Here is an 18,929-nt window from a genome sequence, read left to right as displayed (position 1 = left end):
CGCCTTTCCCGTCCCTTCTTCCTGCCCTTTCCAGCGGTGACGATCAAGAGGAGCCACACGCATGCAGGACCACACCATCGCCCCGGGCCGGTCCCACGAGGAGTTCTGGGACAGCCGTTACGAGGTCAGTGAGCGGATCTGGAGCGGCAACCCCAACACCGTCCTGGTCCGTGAGACAACCGGTCTGACACCCGGCCGCGCCCTGGAGCTGGGCTGCGGCGAAGGGGCCGACGCGGTCTGGCTCGCGGAGCGCGGCTGGCACGTCACGGCCACCGACATCTCGCGCGTCGCCCTGGGCCGCGCCGCCCGGCACGCGGCGGACGCGGGGGTGGCCGACCGTATCGACTGGCAGTGGCACGACCTCACGGCGACCTTCCCCGAGGGCGGCTTCGGCCTCGTCTCGGCCCAGTTCCTGCACGCGCCCACCGACGACTTCCCCCGCGCACGGATCCTGCGCTCCGCCGTGGCGTCCGTGGCCCCGGGCGGCACGCTCCTGATCGTCGGCCACGCGGGCTTCCCGTCCTGGGAGCAGAACCCGCCGACGCACGTCCACCTCCCCACCCCCGACGAGGTCCTGGCCTCCCTCGAACTCCCCGAAGGCCAGTGGGAGGTGGTGCTCGGCGAGGAGTACGAACGCGTCCAGGCCGGCCCGGACGGCGAGCCGGGCACCCGTACGGACAACGTCCTCAGGCTCCACCGGCGGGTGCTTGGCGAGTAGTCGCCAACTCCCCCTCCGAGGGGCCGGGTCCTGCTTCAATTCAGGAGCGACGTGGCAGCGACATGTCTCTTCTGAATGTCTCTTCCGATGGTGTGTGAGGGGAGTGGCGGGGGATGCCGGGACCGCAGCACAGGCGCAGGGGCAGGCACCGGGACGGCGACGACGGGGACGATACGAACGAGGACCGTCTCCCCGGGCAGCCGTACGAGCCGCTTCCGCCGCCCTCCCCGGACGGCGGACCACCACCGGGCGACGGAAAGCACCGCAAGTGACCCTCGGCACCGGCCGGGCGAGCCGCCCCGGCCGGCAGAGCCGCGCCCACGACGGACTGGTGCGGTACCTCCGCGAGGCGGGAGTCCTGACGTCCGACTGGGCCGGGGCGTTCCGGGCGGTTCCCCGGGCGTGGTTCCTGCCGGATCTCTTCTGGGCGTACGACATGGAGACCGGCCACAGCCGCTTCCACTCCCGGAGTGCGGATCCCGGTGGCTGGGAGCGGGCCGCGTACGACGATGTGCCGCTGGTCGTCCAATGGGACGACGGGCGGCACACGGGCGACGAACCGGGCCGCATGGGGACCAGTTCGGCGACCATGCCGTCCGTCATGGCCGCCATGCTCGGTGACCTGGACGTGGCCGACGGCATGCGGGCGCTGGAGATCGGCACCGGCACCGGCTGGAACGCCGGCCTCCTCGCCCACCGCCTCGGCGCGGGCAACGTCGTCAGCGTCGAGATCGACCCGGCCGTCGCCGTCCGCGCGACCGGCGCCCTGCGGCGGGCCGGGCTCGGCCCCGGGGCGGTCGAGGTGGCCGAGGGGGACGGCGGGGCCGGACGCCCCGGCCGGGCGCCGTACGACCGCGTGATCGTCACGGCGGGCGCACGGGCCATCTCCCCTCACTGGCTGGAGCAGACGCGGCCCGGCGGGATCATCCTCGCCCCCTGGGGCACCCACTACAGCAACCAGGACGCCCTCGTCCGGCTCACCGTCGGTCCGGACGGGCGCGCGAGCGGCCCGTTCCTGCGCATGGTCGAGTTCATGAAACTCCGCGACCAGCGCCTCGACTGGAGCCGGTTCCGGGACCACGTCGAGGAGTTCCCCGGCGACGCGGAGGTCTCCCGGACGTCCGTCACGCTCGCCGATCTGGGGGGCCGGTACGCGACCTCCTCCTTTGCCGTGGGACTCTGCGTGCCGGACTGCGCCCATGTCGTCAACCGTTCGCCCGACGGCACCGCGAAGGCATGGTTCCTCGACCTCCGCAGCCGGTCCTGGGCGGCCGTCGTCTTCGGCGGCGACACCGGCCTCGGCACCGAAACCCCCTTCGGTGCCGTCCACCAGTCAGGGCCGCGCCGCCTCTGGGACGAGGTGGCAGCGGCCCTGACCTGGTGGAACGACCGGGGAAGGCCCGCGCTCAGCCGGTTCGGGCTGACCGTCGAACGCGACGGCAGGACCCGCCCCTGGCTGGACGACCCGTCAGACGTACTCCCGTCCGCCGTCCCGCGCCGCTGACGACCCGGCGGCGGTACGGCGACGGGCCGGCACCCTCGCCACGGCCGCGACCACACCCGCCACGGCGAGCGCCAGAGCCACCAGCGCCGCGCTCACCCACACCGGCGCGCGGAAACCGTGCCCCGCCGCGATGACCAGCCCACCGCACCACGGCCCGGCGGCCGCACCCACGTTCAGGGCCGCCGTAGCGAACCCGCCCGCCAGGGTCGGCGCACCCGTCGCCGCGTACAGCACCTGCGAGACCAGGGTGGAGCCGACCGCGAACGACAGCGCCCCCTGGACGAGGACGAGCACCGTCACCGCCGCCGGGCTCCCCGCCGTCACCGCGAGCACGACCCAGCCGACCACCAGCGCGAGCCCGCCCGCCACCAGGAGCGGCACCGGCCGGGCATCGGCGATCCGGCCCCCGACGGTGACACCGACGAACGAGCCCACCCCGAACAGCGCCAGCATCACGGGCACCCACACCGCGCCGAGCCCGGTGACAGAAGTGACCAGAGGGGACAGATAGGTGAACGTGCAGAACGTCGCGCCGTTCACCAGAGCGCCCAGCACCAGCGTGACCAGCAGCCGCGGCTCGCGCAGCGACCGCAACTCCGCCCACGCGCCGACATCCCCGGCATCGGTGCCAGGAGCGGCACCGGACGCCGGCACGGCCCGCAGGATTGCGAAGACGGCCGGCACCGACACCAGAGCCACCGCCCAGAACGCCGAGCGCCACCCCCACATCTGCCCCAGCACCGCACCCGCGGGCACGCCCACGACACACGCCATGGTCACACCGCCGAGCAGCGCCGAGGTGGCCCGCCCCGTCTTCGTGCGGTCGACCATCCCGACCGCCGTCACCAGCGCCACCGCCAGAAACCCGGCATTGGCCAGCGCCCCGACGACCCGCGTGACGAGCAGCACCGCATAGCTCGCGGTGAGCGCCCCGACGACATGGACGACCAGGAAGGTCACCAGAAAGAGAAGCAGCGCGCGGCGGGGGGACCAGCGCCGGCTCACCACCGCCATCAGCGGCGCGCCGACCACCATGCCCACGGCGAACGCCGAGGTCAGTGAGCCGGCGGCCGGGATGGACACCTGTAGATCGCGCGCGATGTCCGGCCCGAGGCCGGAGAGCATGAACTCGGACGTCCCCTGGGCGAAAACCGCCAGTCCGAGCAGGTGGAGAGCAAAAGGCACAGCGAGACTCCGTCACCACTTCGTGGAAAGCGTGGAATTGACCGCACAACGTCGCGCACCGACGTCCGAACGGAGAACAGGGAACGGAGAACGGCGGATGCGCGGGTGGCCCGGCGGATCCGGTGAGGTGTGGAGCTGCGGGAGTCGCAACAGCATCCGTACGCACAGGTACAGGGGCGCATGGAGGCGCGCCGGCGCTACGGCCGGGCAACACGCGAACTCGCCACCGGACGGCCGGTGGCTAGAGTCTTGACGCCTCGGGGCTGGACATGATCGCACCGTAACCAGCACGCGTGCGCGGCGTCCACCTCATTTCCGGCGGACCGGCCGGCTGGCCATACTGAGCCCCATGTGGAAGTGGTCGTTGACGTCCGTGGCGCTGAACCTGCTGCTGGGCATTCCCGGCGTCGTTCCGGTGTGGCTGATGTGGTACTTCGCCGTGAACGGGCCACTTGCCGACCTCGGATGGACCCGGCGGGAGCCGACGGAGAACGACGGCATGCTGCTGTGGCTGGTGATCATCGTGCCCGTGGTGGCCGGGTTCGGCCTGCTCTGGTGGCTCGCCAACTACCCGGTGTGGCGCAGGATTCCGCTGGACTCCCGGCTGTACTGGCCGGCCAGTGTGCTGCTGACCCTGGCGCCGGCCTTCGTCCTCATGGGTGTGCTCTGAGACGGGCGGCGGTACGGCACGGGGGCACCGCCGGGTGGTCCAATGGACGTCCGGGACCATCGGGAAAGGTGAGTGGTGCGCGTGCGGGCCGTGGTGTTCGAGGAGTTCGGGCGGCTGCCCGAGGTACGGGACGTACCCGACCCGGAGCCCGCCCCGGCCGGAGTGGTGGTACGGGTCGAGGCGACCGGCCTGTGCCGCAGCGACTGGCACGGCTGGATGGGCCACGACGAAGGGATCGCCCTGCCCCACGTACCCGGCCACGAACTCGCCGGGCGGGTGGTGGCGGTGGGGCCGTCCGTCACGAACTGGCGTGTGGGGGACCGGGTCACGGTCCCCTTCGTCTGCGCCTGCGGTACGTGCGCGGCCTGCGCCGCCGGTGACCAGCAGGTCTGCGAGCGCCAGGAGCAGCCCGGGTTCACCTACTGGGGATCCTTCGCCGAGTACGTCGCCGTGCCCCGCGCGGACACCAACCTCGTCGCCGTTCCCGACACCCTGGCGTTCATCACGGCAGCCGCCCTCGGCTGCCGCTTCGCCACCGCCTACCGCGCAGTCGTCGCCCAGGGCCGCACCCGCCCCGGTGAGTGGGTCGCCGTCCACGGCTGCGGCGGGGTCGGCCTCTCCGCCGTGATGATCGCCGTGGCGGCGGGCGCGCGCGTGGTCGCCGTCGATCTCGCCCCGGAAGCACTGGAGCTGGCGAGGAAGTTCGGCGCGTCGGTGTGCGTGAACGCCGGCGCGGTCCCCGATACGGCCGCCGCCGTGCGGACGGCGACCGGCGGCGGCGCGCACGTCTCCCTCGACACACTCGGTTCGGCGGCGACCTGCGCGGCGTCCGTGAAGGGCCTGCGGACCCGGGGCCGGCACGTACAGGTCGGCCTGCTCCCCGCGGACCGTACGCCCGTACCGATGGCCGACGTCGTCGCCCGCGAACTCGAAATCCTCGGCAGCCACGGCATGGCCGCCCGCGCCTACCCGGAGATGATGCGCCAGATCGACGCGGGCACGCTCCGCCCCGACCTGCTCGTGTCCACGTCCATCCCCCTGGACGCCGCCCCGGCCGCCCTGGCGGCGCTGAGCGACGGCTCGGCCGCGGGCATCACGGTCATCACCCCGCACAGCCCCGCGCGCTGACCCCGTTCCGTACCGTCCCGCCCGGTGTCACCTCACACCGCGAAGGCCCTGGACACCACCTCGGCCAGCGCCCGCCTGCGCCGCTCGTGCTCGGCGGGCGGCGCGTCCTCCGCGGTGGCGCCGGACAGGCCGGCGGACGACCAGGTCAGCGCCATGGAGATCACCAGCGCGAGTGCGTCCTGCGGGTCGACCGAGGCGACGACGAGGCCGTCGCGCTGCGCCTCGCCGATCGCCCGCAGCTTGGCGGCGCCCGCCGGCGTGTGGATCCCCCGGTTCTCGGTGGTCACGCCTTCGAGCCTCGCCCACGTGACCAGCCTGACCAGCTCGGGCCTCCGGACGGAAGCGTCGTACAGTCCCACGGCATAGCCGGGGAGATCGTCGGCCGTGAACGGCACGGCGTCGACGACGGCGTCGGCGTGCGCGCGGAAAACGGCGTCGAAGAGGGCGAGCTTGTCGCCGAAGTAGGCGTAGAGCTGGGCCTTGTTGACCCCTGCGGCTGCCGAGATGCGGTCGACACGGGCGCCCGCGACGCCGTGGGCGGCGAAGTCGGCGGTGGCCGCGTCGAGGAGACGACGACGCGTCGCGTCAGCTTTGGCAGGGGACATGCGGGGTAGTTTACCAACCGGTTAGTTGCTTCCTGGGGCGGTCCGCGTCTACTGTCCACTGCTGTCCACTGAAAACCAACTAGTTGGTTTCTGATTCCGATGGAGGTGGCGACCGATGACGGTTCCGGCGGTCACGACGGTGCGCGGTTACGCGGTGGAACGGCCCGGCGGTCCGGTACGGATACGGGAGTACGAGCCGACGCCCCTCGGTCCCCTGGAGGTGGCGGTCGCCGTGACCCACTGCGGCGTCTGCCGCACGGACGTGGACATGATCGACGACGCACACGGCATCACCGGAGACCCGCTCGTCGCCGGGCACGAGGCGGTCGGCGTCGTCCAGGCCCTGGGCAGCGCGGTCGACGGCACGCGGCTGGAGGTCGGGCAGCGCGTGGGCGTCGGCGCGGTCGCGGGGTCGTGCTTCGCCTGCGAATGGTGCCTCAGTGGGCGGCAGTACCTCTGCCCCGACAAGGACCGGACGGTGACCCGGGGCGAGCGGGGCGGGTTCGCGACCCAGGTACGCGCGAGCGACTGGCGCCACGTCCACCCCCTCCCCGACGCCATCGGCTCCGCCCAGGCCGCGCCCCTGCTGTGCGCCGGCGCGACGGTGTTCGCACCCCTGCTACGGCACGGTGTGCGCCCGACCGACCGCGTCGCCGTGGTCGGAGTGGGCGGCCTCGGCCACCTCGCGATCCAGTTCCTCGCGAAGTGGGGCTGCCACGTCACGGCCATCTCCTCGACCCCGGAGAAGGCGGCGGACGCCCACCGCTTCGGCGCACACGCGTTCGTCGCGGCAAGCGAAGGACTCGACCGGATCACGGACGCGTTCGACTTCATCCTCTCGACCGCCACGGCCGACCTGCCGTGGGACGCCTACCTCGCGACGCTGCGCCCGCACGGGACACTGAGCGTCGTCGGCCTCCCGCCCGGGGCCATCAGCGCCCACCCGCTGAGCCTCCTGCCGGGCGAGAAGAAGCTCGTCGGCGGCATCCCCGGCTCGCCCACGGAGATCCGGCAGATGCTCGACTTCGCGGCACGCCACGGCATCCGGCCGGAGGTCGAGTCCTTCCCGGTCGCGCGCATGGACGAAGCACTCGACCACGTCCGACACGGGCACGCGCGCTACCGCGCCGTGCTGGAACTCTGACGCCCCTCGGGGTCGGCCAGGGTAGGGGTTCGGGCGGGTGCGGGTTCGGGCGGTGGCCTGTCTGGGCGGCCCCGCCCGCCACAACGAACCACCGGCCCACCCCGAACAGCCCCGCCCGAACCCGTACTCGAAACAAACAGTGACCAGCGGGGCATGAATCCCAGCCAACAACCGGTGGGCGGACGCTTGACGAGAGCCGTCACCGCCCCACTCCACTGTCGCGCGCCCCGCAGGGCCGACCCACCCGCCAGTCTGGAACCGACCCCAGTGGCAACGGTGATTTCCAGGGAGCGGTCGGGCCCCAGGATGCCCAACGCGCCACCGGACAAGGCTAATCACCCAAGGCCAGCGCTTTCCGGTGCAGCGCGAGAAACGCGTGGGCGGTGGTGGCCAGGGCGAGCATCAGCTCGTAGAGGTGGAGGGGCGGTGTGTCGGCATCGAACCTTCTGCCGAGTTCGAGCAACTTGTAGGCGTCGCGGTGTAGTTGTCGTACCGCATGCGTGTGGGTCGTGCCCCGGTACTCGCGGACGAGTAATTCGAGGTGGCCGCGCAGAAGAAACACGGTGGCGTCGACCCATTCCCGCTCGGGGAGTACGAGCCGCTGGTCAAGGGCCTCGTTCACGGTGCGGGAGATGGTCACCACGTCGATCAGGGGCGCCCCCGGGGCGACGGTGGCCGGCCGTTCCCGGAGACGCCACCGGCTCAGCGCGGCGCGCAGCCGTCGCAGTGTGTCCGCGTCGGACGCGAAGCGCGGATCGACCCGGTCGCGCCAATGGGCTCCGGGGGTACGGGGTGTGAGCGTCATCCGGCCGCCACCTCCCGCGTGGCAACGGTGCACCACGTACAGGAACCGCTCCTGCCCCACGCCCGCGCCAGCTCGGACACCAGGAACATCCCCCGCCCGCTCTCCTCGTCGGGGCCGGACAGCCGCACGGTGACGGGGGAGGGGGAGTGGTCGTCCACCTCGATCAACACGATGCCGGCCCGGTCGTACGACAGCGAGAACCGCACCCGCTCGGCCGTCCCGTGCACCACGGCGTTGGTGACGATCTCGCTGACCAGGAGCTGCACGGTGGCGATCGCCTCGTCGCCGATGTCGTCCTGGCGGAGCACCGTGCCGGCGATGCGCCGCATGTGTGCGACGCGGTGGGGGTGGGCGCGGAAGGTGAGGCTCAGCCGCAGAGCGTCCCGTATCTCGACGGAGGTGACGGGAGGGGTAGTTGCGCTCTGGGTGGAGGGAGGCATCGAGAGTCCTTACGGTCGAACCTTCGGGGTGCCGTCGCAGGGCCGGGCGTGCTCACGTTATGGAGTGAAACGGCTGCGCTGCGTGAGTGGCGGGTATAGCCTCGCATCGTGGCGGTAGCCCCGGAAGTGTTCTGGCGAAAGTGCGCGAGCAAGTTGTGTCGTGAATTTCCCCCTGCGTGCGAGTCGTTCACCCGGTGTCGGCGACTCCCGCTGTCACGCAGAACGTTCCACCAGGCAGTGTGTGGAGAGGACGGCAGGCAATGACGGACACGCAGGCGGCAACGCCCACTCTGTGTCGACTGCAACTGGGCAGTGAGCTGCGGCAAATCCGGCTCAAGAGGGGGCTGACGTCGACTCAGGTGGTCAAGAAGCTTATTTGGAGCCCGTCCAAGCTGACTCGACTGGAGACGGGGGAGAACGTAACCGTCGAACCCGCAGATGTCATGGCGCTGTGTCAGATCTACGAGGTCGAAGAGGAGGCCGCCGACCAGCTCAAGGAGTACGCGGCGGTCACCAAGACGAAGCGGGACTGGTGGCAATCGCCTGAGTACCGCCCGGTCATCGGTCCCGGTCCCAAGGCGTTCCTCGGCTTGGAGTCTTCAGCCTCCGCCCTGCACACCTACGGCTCCGAGTACGTTCCAGGTCTGCTTCAGACAGCGGATTACATTCGCGTGCTGCATCGACATGCTCATGGCCGCTGCTCCGACGAGGACATCGACCTCATGGTCGAACTGCGGCTGAAGAGGCAGGAGGTGCTTCTCCGCGATCCACCTCTGAGGTACGCCGTCGTCATCAATGAGGCGGTACTACTCCGGCAGGTGGGCGGTCCATCGGTCATGAGGGCGCAGCTCACCCACATCATGGAGGCTGCTTCCGCGCCCCATGTGAACGTCCAGGTCGTTCCGTTCAAGGCCGGTGTCTACCGGGCGATGAACGGAGCATTCACGATCATGCGGTTCCCGGACAGCTTCGCTCTCAAGCCGATCACGTACCTGGAGCACCTGGTCGGCAATTGGGTTCTGCGACGTGAGGCTGATGTGGATTCGTATGAGGAGGCGTTCAATGAACTGCGAGCCTTGGCCCCGGGGCCACAGGAGTCCTTGAGCCTGATCGAGAAAGCCATGGAGGAGCTTTGACACCAACGACAACCACCTCAGACGCGCTGATCGGCGCGCAGTGGTTCACCGCGAGCTACAGCAACGACGACAACGGCATGTGCGTCGAAGGCGCCCACCTCCCCGGTGGCCGCATAGCCGTACGGGACTCCAAGAACCCACACGGCCCCGCCTTCGTCTTCACCGGCCCCGCGTGGGCCGCCTTCATCGGGGCCGTGGGCGCCCGGCCGTAGGCACCGTCCACCCTTCGGCCGGGTGTCGAGGTCTCGTATGCTCCCCGCCATGAGCGACGGGGCGAGCGACAGACGGGTCATCGACGGGCGGTTCGAGCTGGAGGCGCGGCTCGGCGGGGGCGGGATGGGGACCGTGTGGCGGGCGCGCGATCTCGTGCTGGACCGGGTCGTCGCGCTGAAGGAGGTCCGCCCGCTCGATCCCGCGCTCGCCGAGTACGACCCCGAGGCCGCGCACCTGTTGCGGGCCCGGGTGTTGCGGGAGGCCCGTGCGCTGGCGCGGGTCAGCCATCCCAATGTCGTGACCATTCACCATGTCGTGGACGGTGACGAGTACCCGTACCCCTGGCTCGTGATGGAGCTGGTGACCGGCGGGACGCTTCATGACAGGCTGGCCCGAGGGCCGATGGAGCCGGTCGAGGCGGCCGGGCTGGGGCGGGAGTTGCTGGCCGCGCTGCGGGCGGCGCACGGTGCGGGCATCCAGCACCGGGATGTGAAGCCCGCGAACGTCCTGCTGCGGCCGGACGGCAGGCCCGTTCTCACCGACTTCGGGATCGCCGCCATCCGGGAGGCGACCGCGCTGACCGCGACCGGGGCCCTCATCGGCACCCCCGACTACATGGCCCCCGAGCGGATCAGCGGGGACGACGGCTGGCCCGGCTCCGACCTGTGGTCGCTGGCGATGATGCTGTACGTGGCCGTGGAGGGCCGGCATCCCCTGCGGAGGGCATCGACTCTGGCCACGCTCGCCGCCGTACTCAAGGAGCCGCTGCCGCCGCCCGTCAAGGCCGGGCCGCTCGCCGGTGTCCTCGACGCCGTGCTCGTCCGGGATCCGGCCGCGCGGCCGGACGCGGAGGCCGTGGAGGGCATGCTGGCGGCCGTGGCGCGCGGGGCGGCGGACCCGGGTGGCGGGGCCTCCCCGGACTCCGGCGGGGTCTCCCCGGATTCCGGGGCGCCCGTGACGACGTCGTACCGCCTGGCCCCTCCGGGGGCGGTTCCGCGTACCACCGTGCCGTACGGCGACGGCGGTGGCGACGTACCGCGACCGGCCGCGCCGGTGCCGGGGGAGGGGCGGTCCCGGGTGGCCCGCCGGGTCGCGGTCGGCTCCTCGCTCGCCGGTACGGCGTTGACGGGCGTGCTCCTGTGGACGCTGTTGCCCGACCTGCCGGGCCTGGGCGGCATCACATGGCCCGACTCGCCAGGATCGACCGCGCAGCCGGGGACCCCACCGTCGTCGGCGGGGTCGCCGGAGGCCGCGAAGGATCTGCTGACGCCGGCCGCTATCCGTACCGCGGTCAAGGCGCTCAAGGCGGAGATGGGTACCGACCGGGTGGGCGGCTTCTCCGTGTACGCGGACTTCGTGTCCGCGCAGGGCATGGCCAAGGGCAGCGACAAGCGGTACGACGCGTACACCTACCGTGTGGGTGAGGGCGTGACCAAGGGGCCTGCCGGTGGGACGCTCATCGGCGGCCAGCTGCCGGTGAGCCTGGACGCGTTCGACTGGGACGCGGTCCCAGCGCTGCTGAGGCGTGCGACGGAGGACCTGAACGTCGAGAAGCCCACCTCGCGCTACCTCCTGATCAAGCAGCCGAACTCGCTCTTCGGCTCGTCGGCGGGTATGACGCTCTATCTGACGAACGCGTACGGCGGCGGCTATCTGGAGGCCGACAGCAAGGGCAAGGTCACGAAGGTGAACCCGGCGATCTCCTGAGCCCCGTTCCCTGGTCGTGGTGGGGCGGTGCCTCCGGCCCTGACCGGGCCAGGCCGGGGCCGGAGGCAGCTCGATCGGGCCTGTCGTCTCGCTCGGGCCTGTCCGTCAGGTGCGCGAGGTGTCGGCGGTCCAGGAGGCGAGCAGGCGCAGCCGTTCGTCGGTGGGGGAGCCGATCTCGGCGGTCCAGACGACCAGTTGCTGGTCGGGGTCGGTGGTGGCGGTCAACGTGTCCCATTCGAGGGAGAGTTCGCCGACCACCGGATGGTGGAGAACCTTCATTCCGACGCTCAGGGTGGCGACGTGGTGCGCGGCCCACCACTGGCGGAAGTCCGCGTCCTGGACGGACAGTTCACCGACGAGGGCGGTCAGCCGGGGGTCGTCAGGATACTTCGCCGCCTCCATGCGCAATTGCGCGACGCTGGTGCGTGCGACGCCTCTCCAATCGGCGTACAGCGTGCGCATCGCGGGATCGGTGAACAGGATGCGGACGTAATTACGGTGTTTCTCCGGGACGGCGGAGAAATCGGTGACCATCGCCGCCGCGAGCGGATTCCAGGCGATGACATCCATGCGGCGGCCCATCACGACGGCCGGTGTGGCGGTGAGGTCGTCCAGCACCCTGCGCAATTGCGGCTGCACCTTCTGCAGGGCGCGGCGGCGGGGCTTCGCGGTGTCCTTCCCGGCCAGGCCGAACAGGTAGCGGCGCTGATCGTCGTCGAGGTGCAGTGCCTCGGCCAGCGCGCTCAGTACGGGAGCCGAGGCGGGCATACGGCCCTGCTCCAGCCGGGTGTAGTAGTCCGTGGAGATCGCCGCGAGCCGGGCGACCTCCTCCCTGCGCAGCCCGGCGACCCTGCGCGGACCGGAGCTGTCGGGCAGGCCCACGGCGCGAGGGCTGAGCTCCGCCCGGCGGGCCTTGAGGAACTCGCCCAGCTCGTTGAGATGCGGTGTCGGACTCATGCCCCCAGTGTGACAGTGAGCGCCCTTCGCGTGAGGGGGAGGAAACCCTCCCAGGATGTTCTCATCCCAGGAGGAAACTCTCCTCTGCACGGCGGCCCGCGCACGTGCCAGCCTGAGGAGGAGAACACGTGGAGACCCTGCACGCCATGGGCCGACCGGCGAATGGATGCCGGTGCGTGGGTGCCGGTGAATCGGCATCGATGAATGGACATCGCCGAATGCGCGCCGCCGAATGCACGGCTCTGAAAAGGGAGGGAACAAATCCTCCGGGCCGGAAATGGAGTGGCGTCTCCCGCGTGAAGGCGCCGGGGGATGTGACACCGACGAGGTGCCGTCCCCCGCGAAAGGACGAGAGGAACAGCGCGAGATGAAGTTCGTGGAGCAGCAGGCCACCGGGAAGGGCCCGGAGGACTGGTTCACCGGCGATGTGTGGTTCGACGCCCTGTACGCCGGCACCGGGCCGTCCCGGATGCGCGTCAACATGGTGCGCTTCGCACCCGGTGCCCGTACCGCCTGGCACCACCACGCCGTCGGCCAGACCCTGCACGTCGTCGCCGGCGCCGCCCTGATCGGTACCCGTGACGGCACGGTCTTCGAGGCCCGTCCCGGCGAGACGGTCACCTGCCCGCCCGGCGAGGAGCACTGGCACGGCGCCACCGAGGACCGCTTCATGGAGCACCTGGCCCTGTGGGAGGCCCCGGCGCCCGGCGACGACCGGCCGGAGACCACCTGGCTGGAGAAGACCACCGACGAGCAGTACACCGGCCCGCGCACCCGCGCCCACTGACCCCGTACGACACGCGAAGGAGACGGTTCATGCCGCCCACGATGACCGCCCTGTTCGGCGGCGCCGGACCGGAGTGGACCACGCGCCGGATTCCCGTACCCCGACCGGGCCCCGGGCAGGTCGTGGTGCGGGCCCGCGCGGTGGCGCTCAACAACGCGGACGCCGTCATGCTCGCCGCCGCCGACCCGTCCTCCGGAGGCAGCGGCGAGGAATACCGGGCGGGTTTCGAGTTCGCCGGTGAGGTCGCCGCCGTCGGCGACGGCGTCGGGACGCCCGCGGTGGGGGACCGGGTGATGGGCACGACACCGGGCAGCTTCGCCCAGTACGTGCTGGCCGACCACCGGCACACCCTGCCCGTCCCCGGTGGGCTCGCCCACGGGACGGCGTGCGCGCTGCCCACCGGACTGCTCACCGAGCACGGCGCCCTCGCCGTGGCCGGCTTCCGCGCAGGGCGGTCGGTGCTGATCACCGGAGCCACCTCCGGCATCGGCCTGATCGGCGTGCAGGCCGCCCGGGTCCTGGGCGCGAGCCGGATCATCGCGACCACTCGGGACGCGGGCAAGGGCGACCTGCTCAAGGAGTGCGGAGCGGACACCGTCGTCGTCACCGGCGAGCGGGACCTGACCCGGGCGGTGCTGGACGCCACCGGCGGAGAGGGCGTGGACCTGGCGCTGGACCATGTCGGCGGCCAGACCTTCGCCGCCTGCCTGCCCGCCACCCGTACCGACGGCGCCGTGATCAACATCGGCCGCCTCGACCGGCCCGCCACCACCCTTGACCTCGACGTCCTGTCCTACCGCCATCTGCGCGTCCAGGGCGTGTCCTTCGGGTTCTCCCGGGCCGCCGAACTCGGCGGCGTCATCGCCGCGGCCGGTCGGGACCTGCTGCCCGCCGTCGCCGACGGGCGGATACGACCGCTGATCGACACCACTCTGTCCTTCGACACCGCGACCGAGGCCGCCGGACGCCTCCGTTCCCACCGGGCCCACGGAAAGATCGTCCTCACGGTCCCCTGAACGAGCGCCGACCGACCCGGTACCGCGCCCCCTCCCTCCCCCAGTCACGAGCCGCGAGCCACGAGCCACGAGCCACGAGAAGAAAGCGAGTTGTCCCCATGCGGGCCACCTACATGTACAAAGCCGGCGACGTACGCGTCCAGGACGCCCCCGACCCGGTCATCGAGCAGCCCACCGACGCGATCGTGCGGGTCGTACGGTCCTGCGTGTGCGGCAGCGACCTGCATCCGTACCACACCATGACGGCGGCCGACGGGCCCGCGCCCATGGGGCACGAGTTCCTCGGCACCGTCGAGGAAACCGGCTCCGAGGTCACCGGTCTTCAGCGCGGTGACCTGGTGGTGTCGCCGTTCGCCTTCGCCGACAACACCTGCGAGCTGTGCCGTGAGGGCCTGCACACCTCCTGCCCCAACGGTGGCTTCTTCGCCGCCGGAGTGGGCGGCGCCCAGGCCGAGGCCGTCCGCGTACCCCAGGCCCAGGGCACCCTGGTCAAGCTCCCCAAGGACGTCGACGAGGCGTTGCTGCCCGGGCTGCTGACGCTCGCCGACGTGTACGGCACCGGCTACCACGCCGCCCGCCAGGCCCACATCAAGCCGGGCGACTCGGTCACCGTCATCGGTGACGGCGCGGTCGGACTGCTCGCCGTCCTGTCCGCCAAGCAGCTCGGCGCCGAGCGGATCATCCTCATGGGCCGGCACAAGAACCGCACCGACCTCGGACGTTTCTTCGGCGCGACGGACGTCGTCGCGGAACGCGGCGAGGAAGGCATCGCCAAGGTCCGCGACCTGACGGGCGGCTTCGGCACCCGCGCCGTACTCGAAGCCGTCGGCCACATGCCCGCCTACGAGATGGCCATCGGCGCCGTCCGCCCCGGCGGGGTCATCAGCCGCGTCGGCGTCCCCCAGTACGAGGACGCCCCCGTCGGTTTCGGCAGTCTCTTCGGCCCGAACGTCACCCTGACCGGCGGCCCGGCCCCCGTACGCGCCTACATCGACGAACTGCTCCCCGGCGTCCTGGACGGCACGGTGGAGCCCGGCCGCGTCTTCGACCGCACCGTCACCCTGGAGGAGACCCCCGAGGGATACCGCGCCATGGACCAGCGCGAGGCCCTGAAGGTCCTCGTCGCGCTCTGACGGGACCGAGCCAGGTGGCCCCGGAGGGTCACGCGCGCGCACGCCGGTGTCCGGGGACGGGCAGGAACCGCCCCCGGACACCGGCGAGCGCCGGACTGCGAGCAACGGGCGCCCGACGGCGGACGCCGGACGCCGGGCGCCCGACGGCGGACGGCGGACGCCGGATGCCGGACGCCCGACGTCCGGCGAAGCCGTGTCAGCCGAACGGGATCCGCACCACCGACTGGTTGCCGATACCGAGTGTGCCGGCGGCGTTGCCGATGGCGTTCCAGACCTCCACGCGCACCTTGCCGTTGACCAGGTTGCCGTGGGATCCGGTGGCCGACTTCAGCCCCTTCGCCTGGGTGTAGTGCTCGTACCCGGCGACGGGGTCGGTCGCGAAGTACTGGTACGTCTCCGTACGGTCCCAGGTGCCGTCGCCGGTACGGTCGTAACTCACCCGCACCTGCTGGCCGTTGGCGACCGCCGTGCCCGCGTCGACGAAGAGGTCGAACTGCGTGGCGCCGCCGTTGTACGTCCGGGTGATGGCGCCCGAGGTGAAGACCTGCGGGTTGTTCGCCGTACCGTCGTAGTTGCCGCCGCCGGCCGAGGCGATCGTCGCCGTGGCGGCGGAGCCGGTGGAGTCACCGAGGCCGCCGCCCGTACGCGGGTACAGCGTGGAGGAGCCGGTCGGCGGATCCGTGGGTGTCGAGCCGCCGCCGCTGGTCCAGACGGCCACGTAGTCGACGAGCATCGGGTGGCCCGGAACGGTCGCGGCGGTCGGTGTCTGGCCGCCGAGCGCGTTGGGGAACGCCCCGCCGATCGCGACGTTCAGGAGAATGAAGTACCCGGCGTGATCGGTCATGCTGGACCAGGTCGCCGCGTCCATCTGATTCTGGCTGACGGAGTGGAAGAGCTGGTCGTCCACGTACCAGCGCAGTTGGTTCGGCGTGGCCGAGCGGTCCCACTCGAAGCGGTAGGTGTGGAAGGCGGACTGACAACTCGACCCGGGGCAGGCCCGGTTGGCGCCGAGGCCCGTCGTCTCGTTGCAGGGGCCGCCCGGGTTCACCCCGCAATGCAGGACGCCCCAGACCGAGTTGAGGCCGTTGACGTTCTCCATGATGTCGAACTCGCCGGTGCCGGGCCAGTTCCAGTAGTTGCCCCGGTACGGGGAGCCGAGCGCCCAGAACGCGGGCCAGTAGCCGAGCGCGGCGTTGCCCGTCACGTTCGGCATCTGGATACGGCCCTCCATACGGAGTGTGCCGCCCGCCGGAGCCTTGAAGTCGGCGCGCTGGGTCTCGATCCGGGCCGAGGTCCAGTTGCCCGCACCGTCCCTCAGCGGGGTGATCCGGAGGTTGCCGTTGCCGTCGAGGCTGAGGTTGCCGGCGTTCGCGGTGTAGTTCTGGACCTCGCCGGTGCCCCAGTTGGCGGGCCCGCCGGGGTAGCTGGTGCCGGTGTCGACCTGCCAGTTGGCGGCGGAGGGCGAGGCGCCGGCCGCGCCGTTGAAGTCGTCGCTCCACTGGAGGTTCCAGCCGGGCGCGGGCGGGATGGCACCCTGGGCGGGGCCGGCGCCGGTGACCCCGACGAAGCCCGCCAGGGCGACGACGAAGGCGGCGAGCGCGGCGACGACGGGCGTGCGGGAGGTGCGGGGCGTGCGGGGCGTGCGTCTTATGTGGCTCGTTCTCAAGGAACACCTCCGGTGCGGATGGTGCCGAGGATGGTGCCGGGAATCGTGCCGAGGGGGAATGAGAGCGCTCTCAGTACGTCTTGTAGCGGCACCCCGGCCGCTCGTCAATGGCGCGGACCTGTTCCCTTCCCGGCGCCCTGCGGGCCGTGCCGAGGCCGGGGCGGACCCGGGCTTTGCCTTCACGTCGGGGTCAAGGATTACGGTCGGCTTCATGCGCATCGGTGAGCTGGCGAGGCGGGCCGGGACCACCACCCGGGCCCTGCGGTACTACGAGTCGCGCGGGCTGCTGCCCGCCCGGCGTGCGGTGAACGGCTACCGCGCGTACGACGAGAGCGACCTGCTGCTCCTCCGGCAGATCAGGACCCTTCAGGACTTCGGGTTCGACCTTGAGGAGACGCGGCCGTTCGTCGAGTGCCTGCGCGCCGGGCATCCGGCCGGGGACTCCTGCCCCGCCTCGCTCGACGTGTACCGGCGCAAGCTCACCGAGCTGGACGGTCTGATCGACCAGCTCGTCTCCGTACGGGCCCAGGTGGGCGAACAGCTCGCGCGGGCCGAGACGTTCAGGGCGGAGACGGAGCCGCTGTGCGAGATGGCGTCCGTACCCGTGGACGAGTGCGCGGAGCGGATGAGAAATGAACGAAGCGGTAACGGCCGAGAGATGAACCGAAGCCGATGAGAGACGGACGAAGGGGACGAGGAATGATCGAGATCGAGGGCGTCGACTCCGTGACCGACGCGGACTTCGACGACACGGTCCTGCGCGCGGGGAGCCTGCCGGTCCTGGTGGAGTTCACCGCCGACTGGTGCCCGCCGTGCCGCCAGATCGCGCCCGTCCTGAGCGCGGTGGCCGAGGAGGAGCGCGGCCGGATCAGGATCGTCCAGCTCGATGTGGACGCCAATCCGGCGATCACGGCGCGGTACGGCGTCCTCGCGATGCCGACGCTGATGGTGTTCCGCGCGGGTGAGCCGGTGAAGTCGATGGTCGGCGCCCGCGCGAAGCGCACGCTGCTGCGGGAGCTGGAGGACGTACTCCCGCCGGTCGCCCACCGGATCTGACCGGACCGGCCGGACCGACCCGGCCCCGTCCGGCCGGCAGGAGTCCGGGTAGGAGTCGGTATGCGAGTCCGCGTACGGATCCGCGTACGGATCCGCGTACGGATCCGTACGAGCCCACCCACCCGTACGGATCCGCGGCTTCGGCCACGCGTCGCCGACCTCACATGGCCGGCGGGATGTGGCCGGAGCTGAGCATCTCGATCATGTCATCGGTAGCGTCGCTCCTCTGGTCGCCGTACGCCTCGCGCAGATCACGTTCGGTTTTGATCGAATCCAAGGTGGATGCCGGGTTGGAGATGAGCAGGCCCGTCGGCAGCGGCCTGCCGGTCATGGACTCCCAGACGTCGGAGGCGAAGCTGGCGCAGTTGTACATGGTGAGGTTGTACTTGGCGTCCTTCCTGGCGAACGCCGCGTGGTACCCCATCAGCACCTGTTCGAGTCCGACGCTCGCCGTCTTCTGCTCCTTGTCGCCCCCGTGCCGGTCCGGGCAGATGATCTCCCCGGGAACGCTACGGACGGGGGAGGGCGTCTGCGGGTAGAACCCGAACTCCGTCGAGTCACCGAGCGGAGAGGTGATTTCGAGCCAGACGTGTCCCACCTCGCCCTCGTCGCGGAACTCGCTGCTCGTCCACGGCGCACCGGGATCGATCTTCGCCTTGACGGTCCACTTCTTGTCGCGTGCTTCCGGCGCGATCTTGCCCTTCCGGATCACCGTGCGCAGCGCCCTCAGGCTTTTGTGGTACGGCAGATCGGGGTCCTGCTCGGGCGCCGGGGCGTTGGCGGCGGGCTCCGGCTCCGACTCCGACTCCGAGTCGGAATCGAAGTCGAACACCGATCGCAGCTCCGGAGCCGCCGACTCCGTCGCGGGCATGCGCTGGACGGCCGGTTCCGCGGCGGAGGACTGGCCGCCGCCGCGCATCATGAGCGCCGCGACCCCGTTGCCGGCGGTGGACTGGACGTACGACAGAGCGGCCCGATCGGTTGCCACCGCCCGCGGGCCGGACAGCGGCTCCGGGGACTGGGCGCGGGCGGGCGGCCGGACAGGCCCACGCCCTCCGC

20 protein-coding genes are annotated in these 18,929 nt (G+C 71.4%); 13 read left to right on the top strand and 7 right to left on the bottom strand.

Annotated elements, in window-relative coordinates; translation table 11 throughout:
- The first annotated feature begins 61 nt into the window (after positions 1-61).
- Both ACFXPL_RS02115 and ACFXPL_RS02110 read left to right on the top strand, forming a co-directional pair.
- Positions 62-718 carry an SAM-dependent methyltransferase gene (locus ACFXPL_RS02115; RefSeq protein WP_384910971.1) on the top strand — a complete coding sequence of 219 codons (657 nt, stop codon included), beginning with the start codon at positions 62-64 and terminating at the stop codon, positions 716-718.
- A 268-nt stretch (positions 719-986) separates the two neighbouring features.
- A complete protein-coding gene (locus tag ACFXPL_RS02110) occupies positions 987-2,222 on the top strand; it encodes a protein-L-isoaspartate(D-aspartate) O-methyltransferase (protein WP_384910969.1) in 1,236 nt (411 codons plus the stop codon).
- Here ACFXPL_RS02110 and ACFXPL_RS02105 read toward each other — a convergent pair.
- Complete coding sequence (locus ACFXPL_RS02105) at positions 2,187-3,407, bottom strand: Cmx/CmrA family chloramphenicol efflux MFS transporter (protein ID WP_384910966.1); 1,221 nt, start codon at positions 3,405-3,407, stop codon at positions 2,187-2,189. The two genes, ACFXPL_RS02110 and ACFXPL_RS02105, sit on opposite strands and share 36 nt — an antisense overlap.
- A 349-nt stretch (positions 3,408-3,756) precedes the next feature.
- Between ACFXPL_RS02105 and ACFXPL_RS02100 the strand changes: the two genes are divergently transcribed.
- Together ACFXPL_RS02100 and ACFXPL_RS02095 are read left to right on the top strand one after the other, a co-directional pair.
- On the top strand, positions 3,757-4,077 hold the full coding sequence (locus ACFXPL_RS02100; protein WP_384910963.1) for a hypothetical protein: 321 nt from the start codon (positions 3,757-3,759) through the stop codon (positions 4,075-4,077).
- Between the two features lie 81 nt (positions 4,078-4,158).
- Positions 4,159-5,205, top strand: coding sequence for a zinc-dependent alcohol dehydrogenase family protein (locus ACFXPL_RS02095; protein WP_384910960.1), 1,047 nt, complete (start codon positions 4,159-4,161; stop codon positions 5,203-5,205).
- 32 nt (positions 5,206-5,237) lie between these two features.
- On the opposite strand, the gene ACFXPL_RS02090 is transcribed toward ACFXPL_RS02095, so the two are convergent.
- On the bottom strand, positions 5,238-5,810 hold the full coding sequence (locus ACFXPL_RS02090; RefSeq protein ID WP_384910957.1) for a TetR family transcriptional regulator: 573 nt from the start codon (positions 5,808-5,810) through the stop codon (positions 5,238-5,240).
- A 115-nt stretch (positions 5,811-5,925) separates the two neighbouring features.
- Between ACFXPL_RS02090 and ACFXPL_RS02085 the strand changes: the two genes are divergently transcribed.
- Positions 5,926-6,954 (top strand): NAD(P)-dependent alcohol dehydrogenase, encoded by a 1,029-nt coding sequence (locus ACFXPL_RS02085; RefSeq protein WP_384910954.1) that lies wholly within the window; start codon positions 5,926-5,928, stop codon positions 6,952-6,954.
- A 331-nt stretch (positions 6,955-7,285) separates the two neighbouring features.
- Here ACFXPL_RS02085 and ACFXPL_RS02080 read toward each other — a convergent pair whose 3' ends face one another.
- Both ACFXPL_RS02080 and ACFXPL_RS02075 read right to left on the bottom strand, forming a co-directional pair.
- A complete protein-coding gene (locus tag ACFXPL_RS02080) occupies positions 7,286-7,759 on the bottom strand; it encodes a hypothetical protein (protein WP_384910951.1) in 474 nt (157 codons plus the stop codon).
- On the bottom strand, positions 7,756-8,199 hold the full coding sequence (locus tag ACFXPL_RS02075; protein ID WP_384910949.1) for an ATP-binding protein: 444 nt from the start codon (positions 8,197-8,199) through the stop codon (positions 7,756-7,758). The genes ACFXPL_RS02080 and ACFXPL_RS02075 overlap by 4 nt, the downstream gene beginning before the upstream one ends.
- 260 nt (positions 8,200-8,459) lie before the next feature.
- On the opposite strand from ACFXPL_RS02075, the gene ACFXPL_RS02070 reads away from it, so the two are divergent.
- The 3 genes from ACFXPL_RS02070 to ACFXPL_RS02060 are packed head-to-tail and all read left to right on the top strand — an operon-like array spanning position 8,460 to position 11,255.
- Positions 8,460-9,335, top strand: coding sequence for a helix-turn-helix domain-containing protein (locus ACFXPL_RS02070; protein WP_384910946.1), 876 nt, complete (start codon positions 8,460-8,462; stop codon positions 9,333-9,335).
- Complete coding sequence (locus ACFXPL_RS02065) at positions 9,332-9,547, top strand: DUF397 domain-containing protein (protein WP_384910944.1); 216 nt, start codon at positions 9,332-9,334, stop codon at positions 9,545-9,547. Before ACFXPL_RS02070 ends, ACFXPL_RS02065 begins: the two co-directional genes overlap by 4 nt.
- Before the next feature lie 49 nt (positions 9,548-9,596).
- On the top strand, positions 9,597-11,255 hold the full coding sequence (locus ACFXPL_RS02060) for a protein kinase (RefSeq protein ID WP_384910941.1): 1,659 nt from the start codon (positions 9,597-9,599) through the stop codon (positions 11,253-11,255).
- A gap of 105 nt (positions 11,256-11,360) precedes the next feature.
- Here the strand turns inward: ACFXPL_RS02060 and ACFXPL_RS02055 are convergent, their stop codons facing one another.
- Entirely contained in the window at positions 11,361-12,212 is an 852-nt protein-coding gene (locus ACFXPL_RS02055) for a helix-turn-helix domain-containing protein (protein WP_384910938.1), read from the bottom strand.
- 367 nt (positions 12,213-12,579) lie between these two features.
- Between ACFXPL_RS02055 and ACFXPL_RS02050 the strand changes: the two genes are divergently transcribed.
- From ACFXPL_RS02050 to ACFXPL_RS02040, 3 genes are all read left to right on the top strand, one after another.
- On the top strand, positions 12,580-12,999 hold the full coding sequence (locus tag ACFXPL_RS02050; RefSeq protein WP_384910935.1) for a cupin domain-containing protein: 420 nt from the start codon (positions 12,580-12,582) through the stop codon (positions 12,997-12,999).
- Between the two features lie 29 nt (positions 13,000-13,028).
- The gene (locus ACFXPL_RS02045) at positions 13,029-14,015 is read left to right on the top strand and encodes a zinc-binding alcohol dehydrogenase family protein (protein ID WP_384910932.1); all 987 of its coding nucleotides are present in this window, start codon (positions 13,029-13,031) and stop codon (positions 14,013-14,015) included.
- Between the two features lie 98 nt (positions 14,016-14,113).
- A complete protein-coding gene (locus ACFXPL_RS02040) occupies positions 14,114-15,148 on the top strand; it encodes an alcohol dehydrogenase catalytic domain-containing protein (RefSeq protein WP_384910929.1) in 1,035 nt (344 codons plus the stop codon).
- Between the two features lie 196 nt (positions 15,149-15,344).
- Here ACFXPL_RS02040 and ACFXPL_RS02035 read toward each other — a convergent pair whose 3' ends face one another.
- Positions 15,345-16,814 carry a glycoside hydrolase family 16 protein gene (locus ACFXPL_RS02035; protein ID WP_384910927.1) on the bottom strand — a complete coding sequence of 490 codons (1,470 nt, stop codon included), beginning with the start codon at positions 16,812-16,814 and terminating at the stop codon, positions 15,345-15,347.
- Between the two features lie 211 nt (positions 16,815-17,025).
- Here ACFXPL_RS02035 and ACFXPL_RS02030 point away from each other — a divergent pair, with 211 nt between their 5' ends.
- Together ACFXPL_RS02030 and ACFXPL_RS02025 are read left to right on the top strand one after the other, a co-directional pair.
- Positions 17,026-17,490, top strand: coding sequence for a MerR family transcriptional regulator (locus tag ACFXPL_RS02030; RefSeq protein ID WP_384910924.1), 465 nt, complete (start codon positions 17,026-17,028; stop codon positions 17,488-17,490).
- Between the two features lie 23 nt (positions 17,491-17,513).
- Positions 17,514-17,870 carry a thioredoxin family protein gene (locus tag ACFXPL_RS02025; RefSeq protein ID WP_384910922.1) on the top strand — a complete coding sequence of 119 codons (357 nt, stop codon included), beginning with the start codon at positions 17,514-17,516 and terminating at the stop codon, positions 17,868-17,870.
- 160 nt (positions 17,871-18,030) lie between these two features.
- On the opposite strand, the gene ACFXPL_RS02020 is transcribed toward ACFXPL_RS02025, so the two are convergent.
- Complete coding sequence (locus ACFXPL_RS02020; protein WP_384910919.1) at positions 18,031-18,858, bottom strand: hypothetical protein; 828 nt, start codon at positions 18,856-18,858, stop codon at positions 18,031-18,033.
- Between the last annotated feature and the right edge of the window lie 71 nt (positions 18,859-18,929).

The organism is Streptomyces sp. NPDC059092, assembly GCF_042756365.1.
GTDB lineage: Bacteria > Actinomycetota > Actinomycetes > Streptomycetales > Streptomycetaceae > Streptomyces.
The sequence above is the reverse complement of the archived record's forward strand: the minus strand, read 5'-3'. Positions and strand labels throughout refer to the sequence as shown.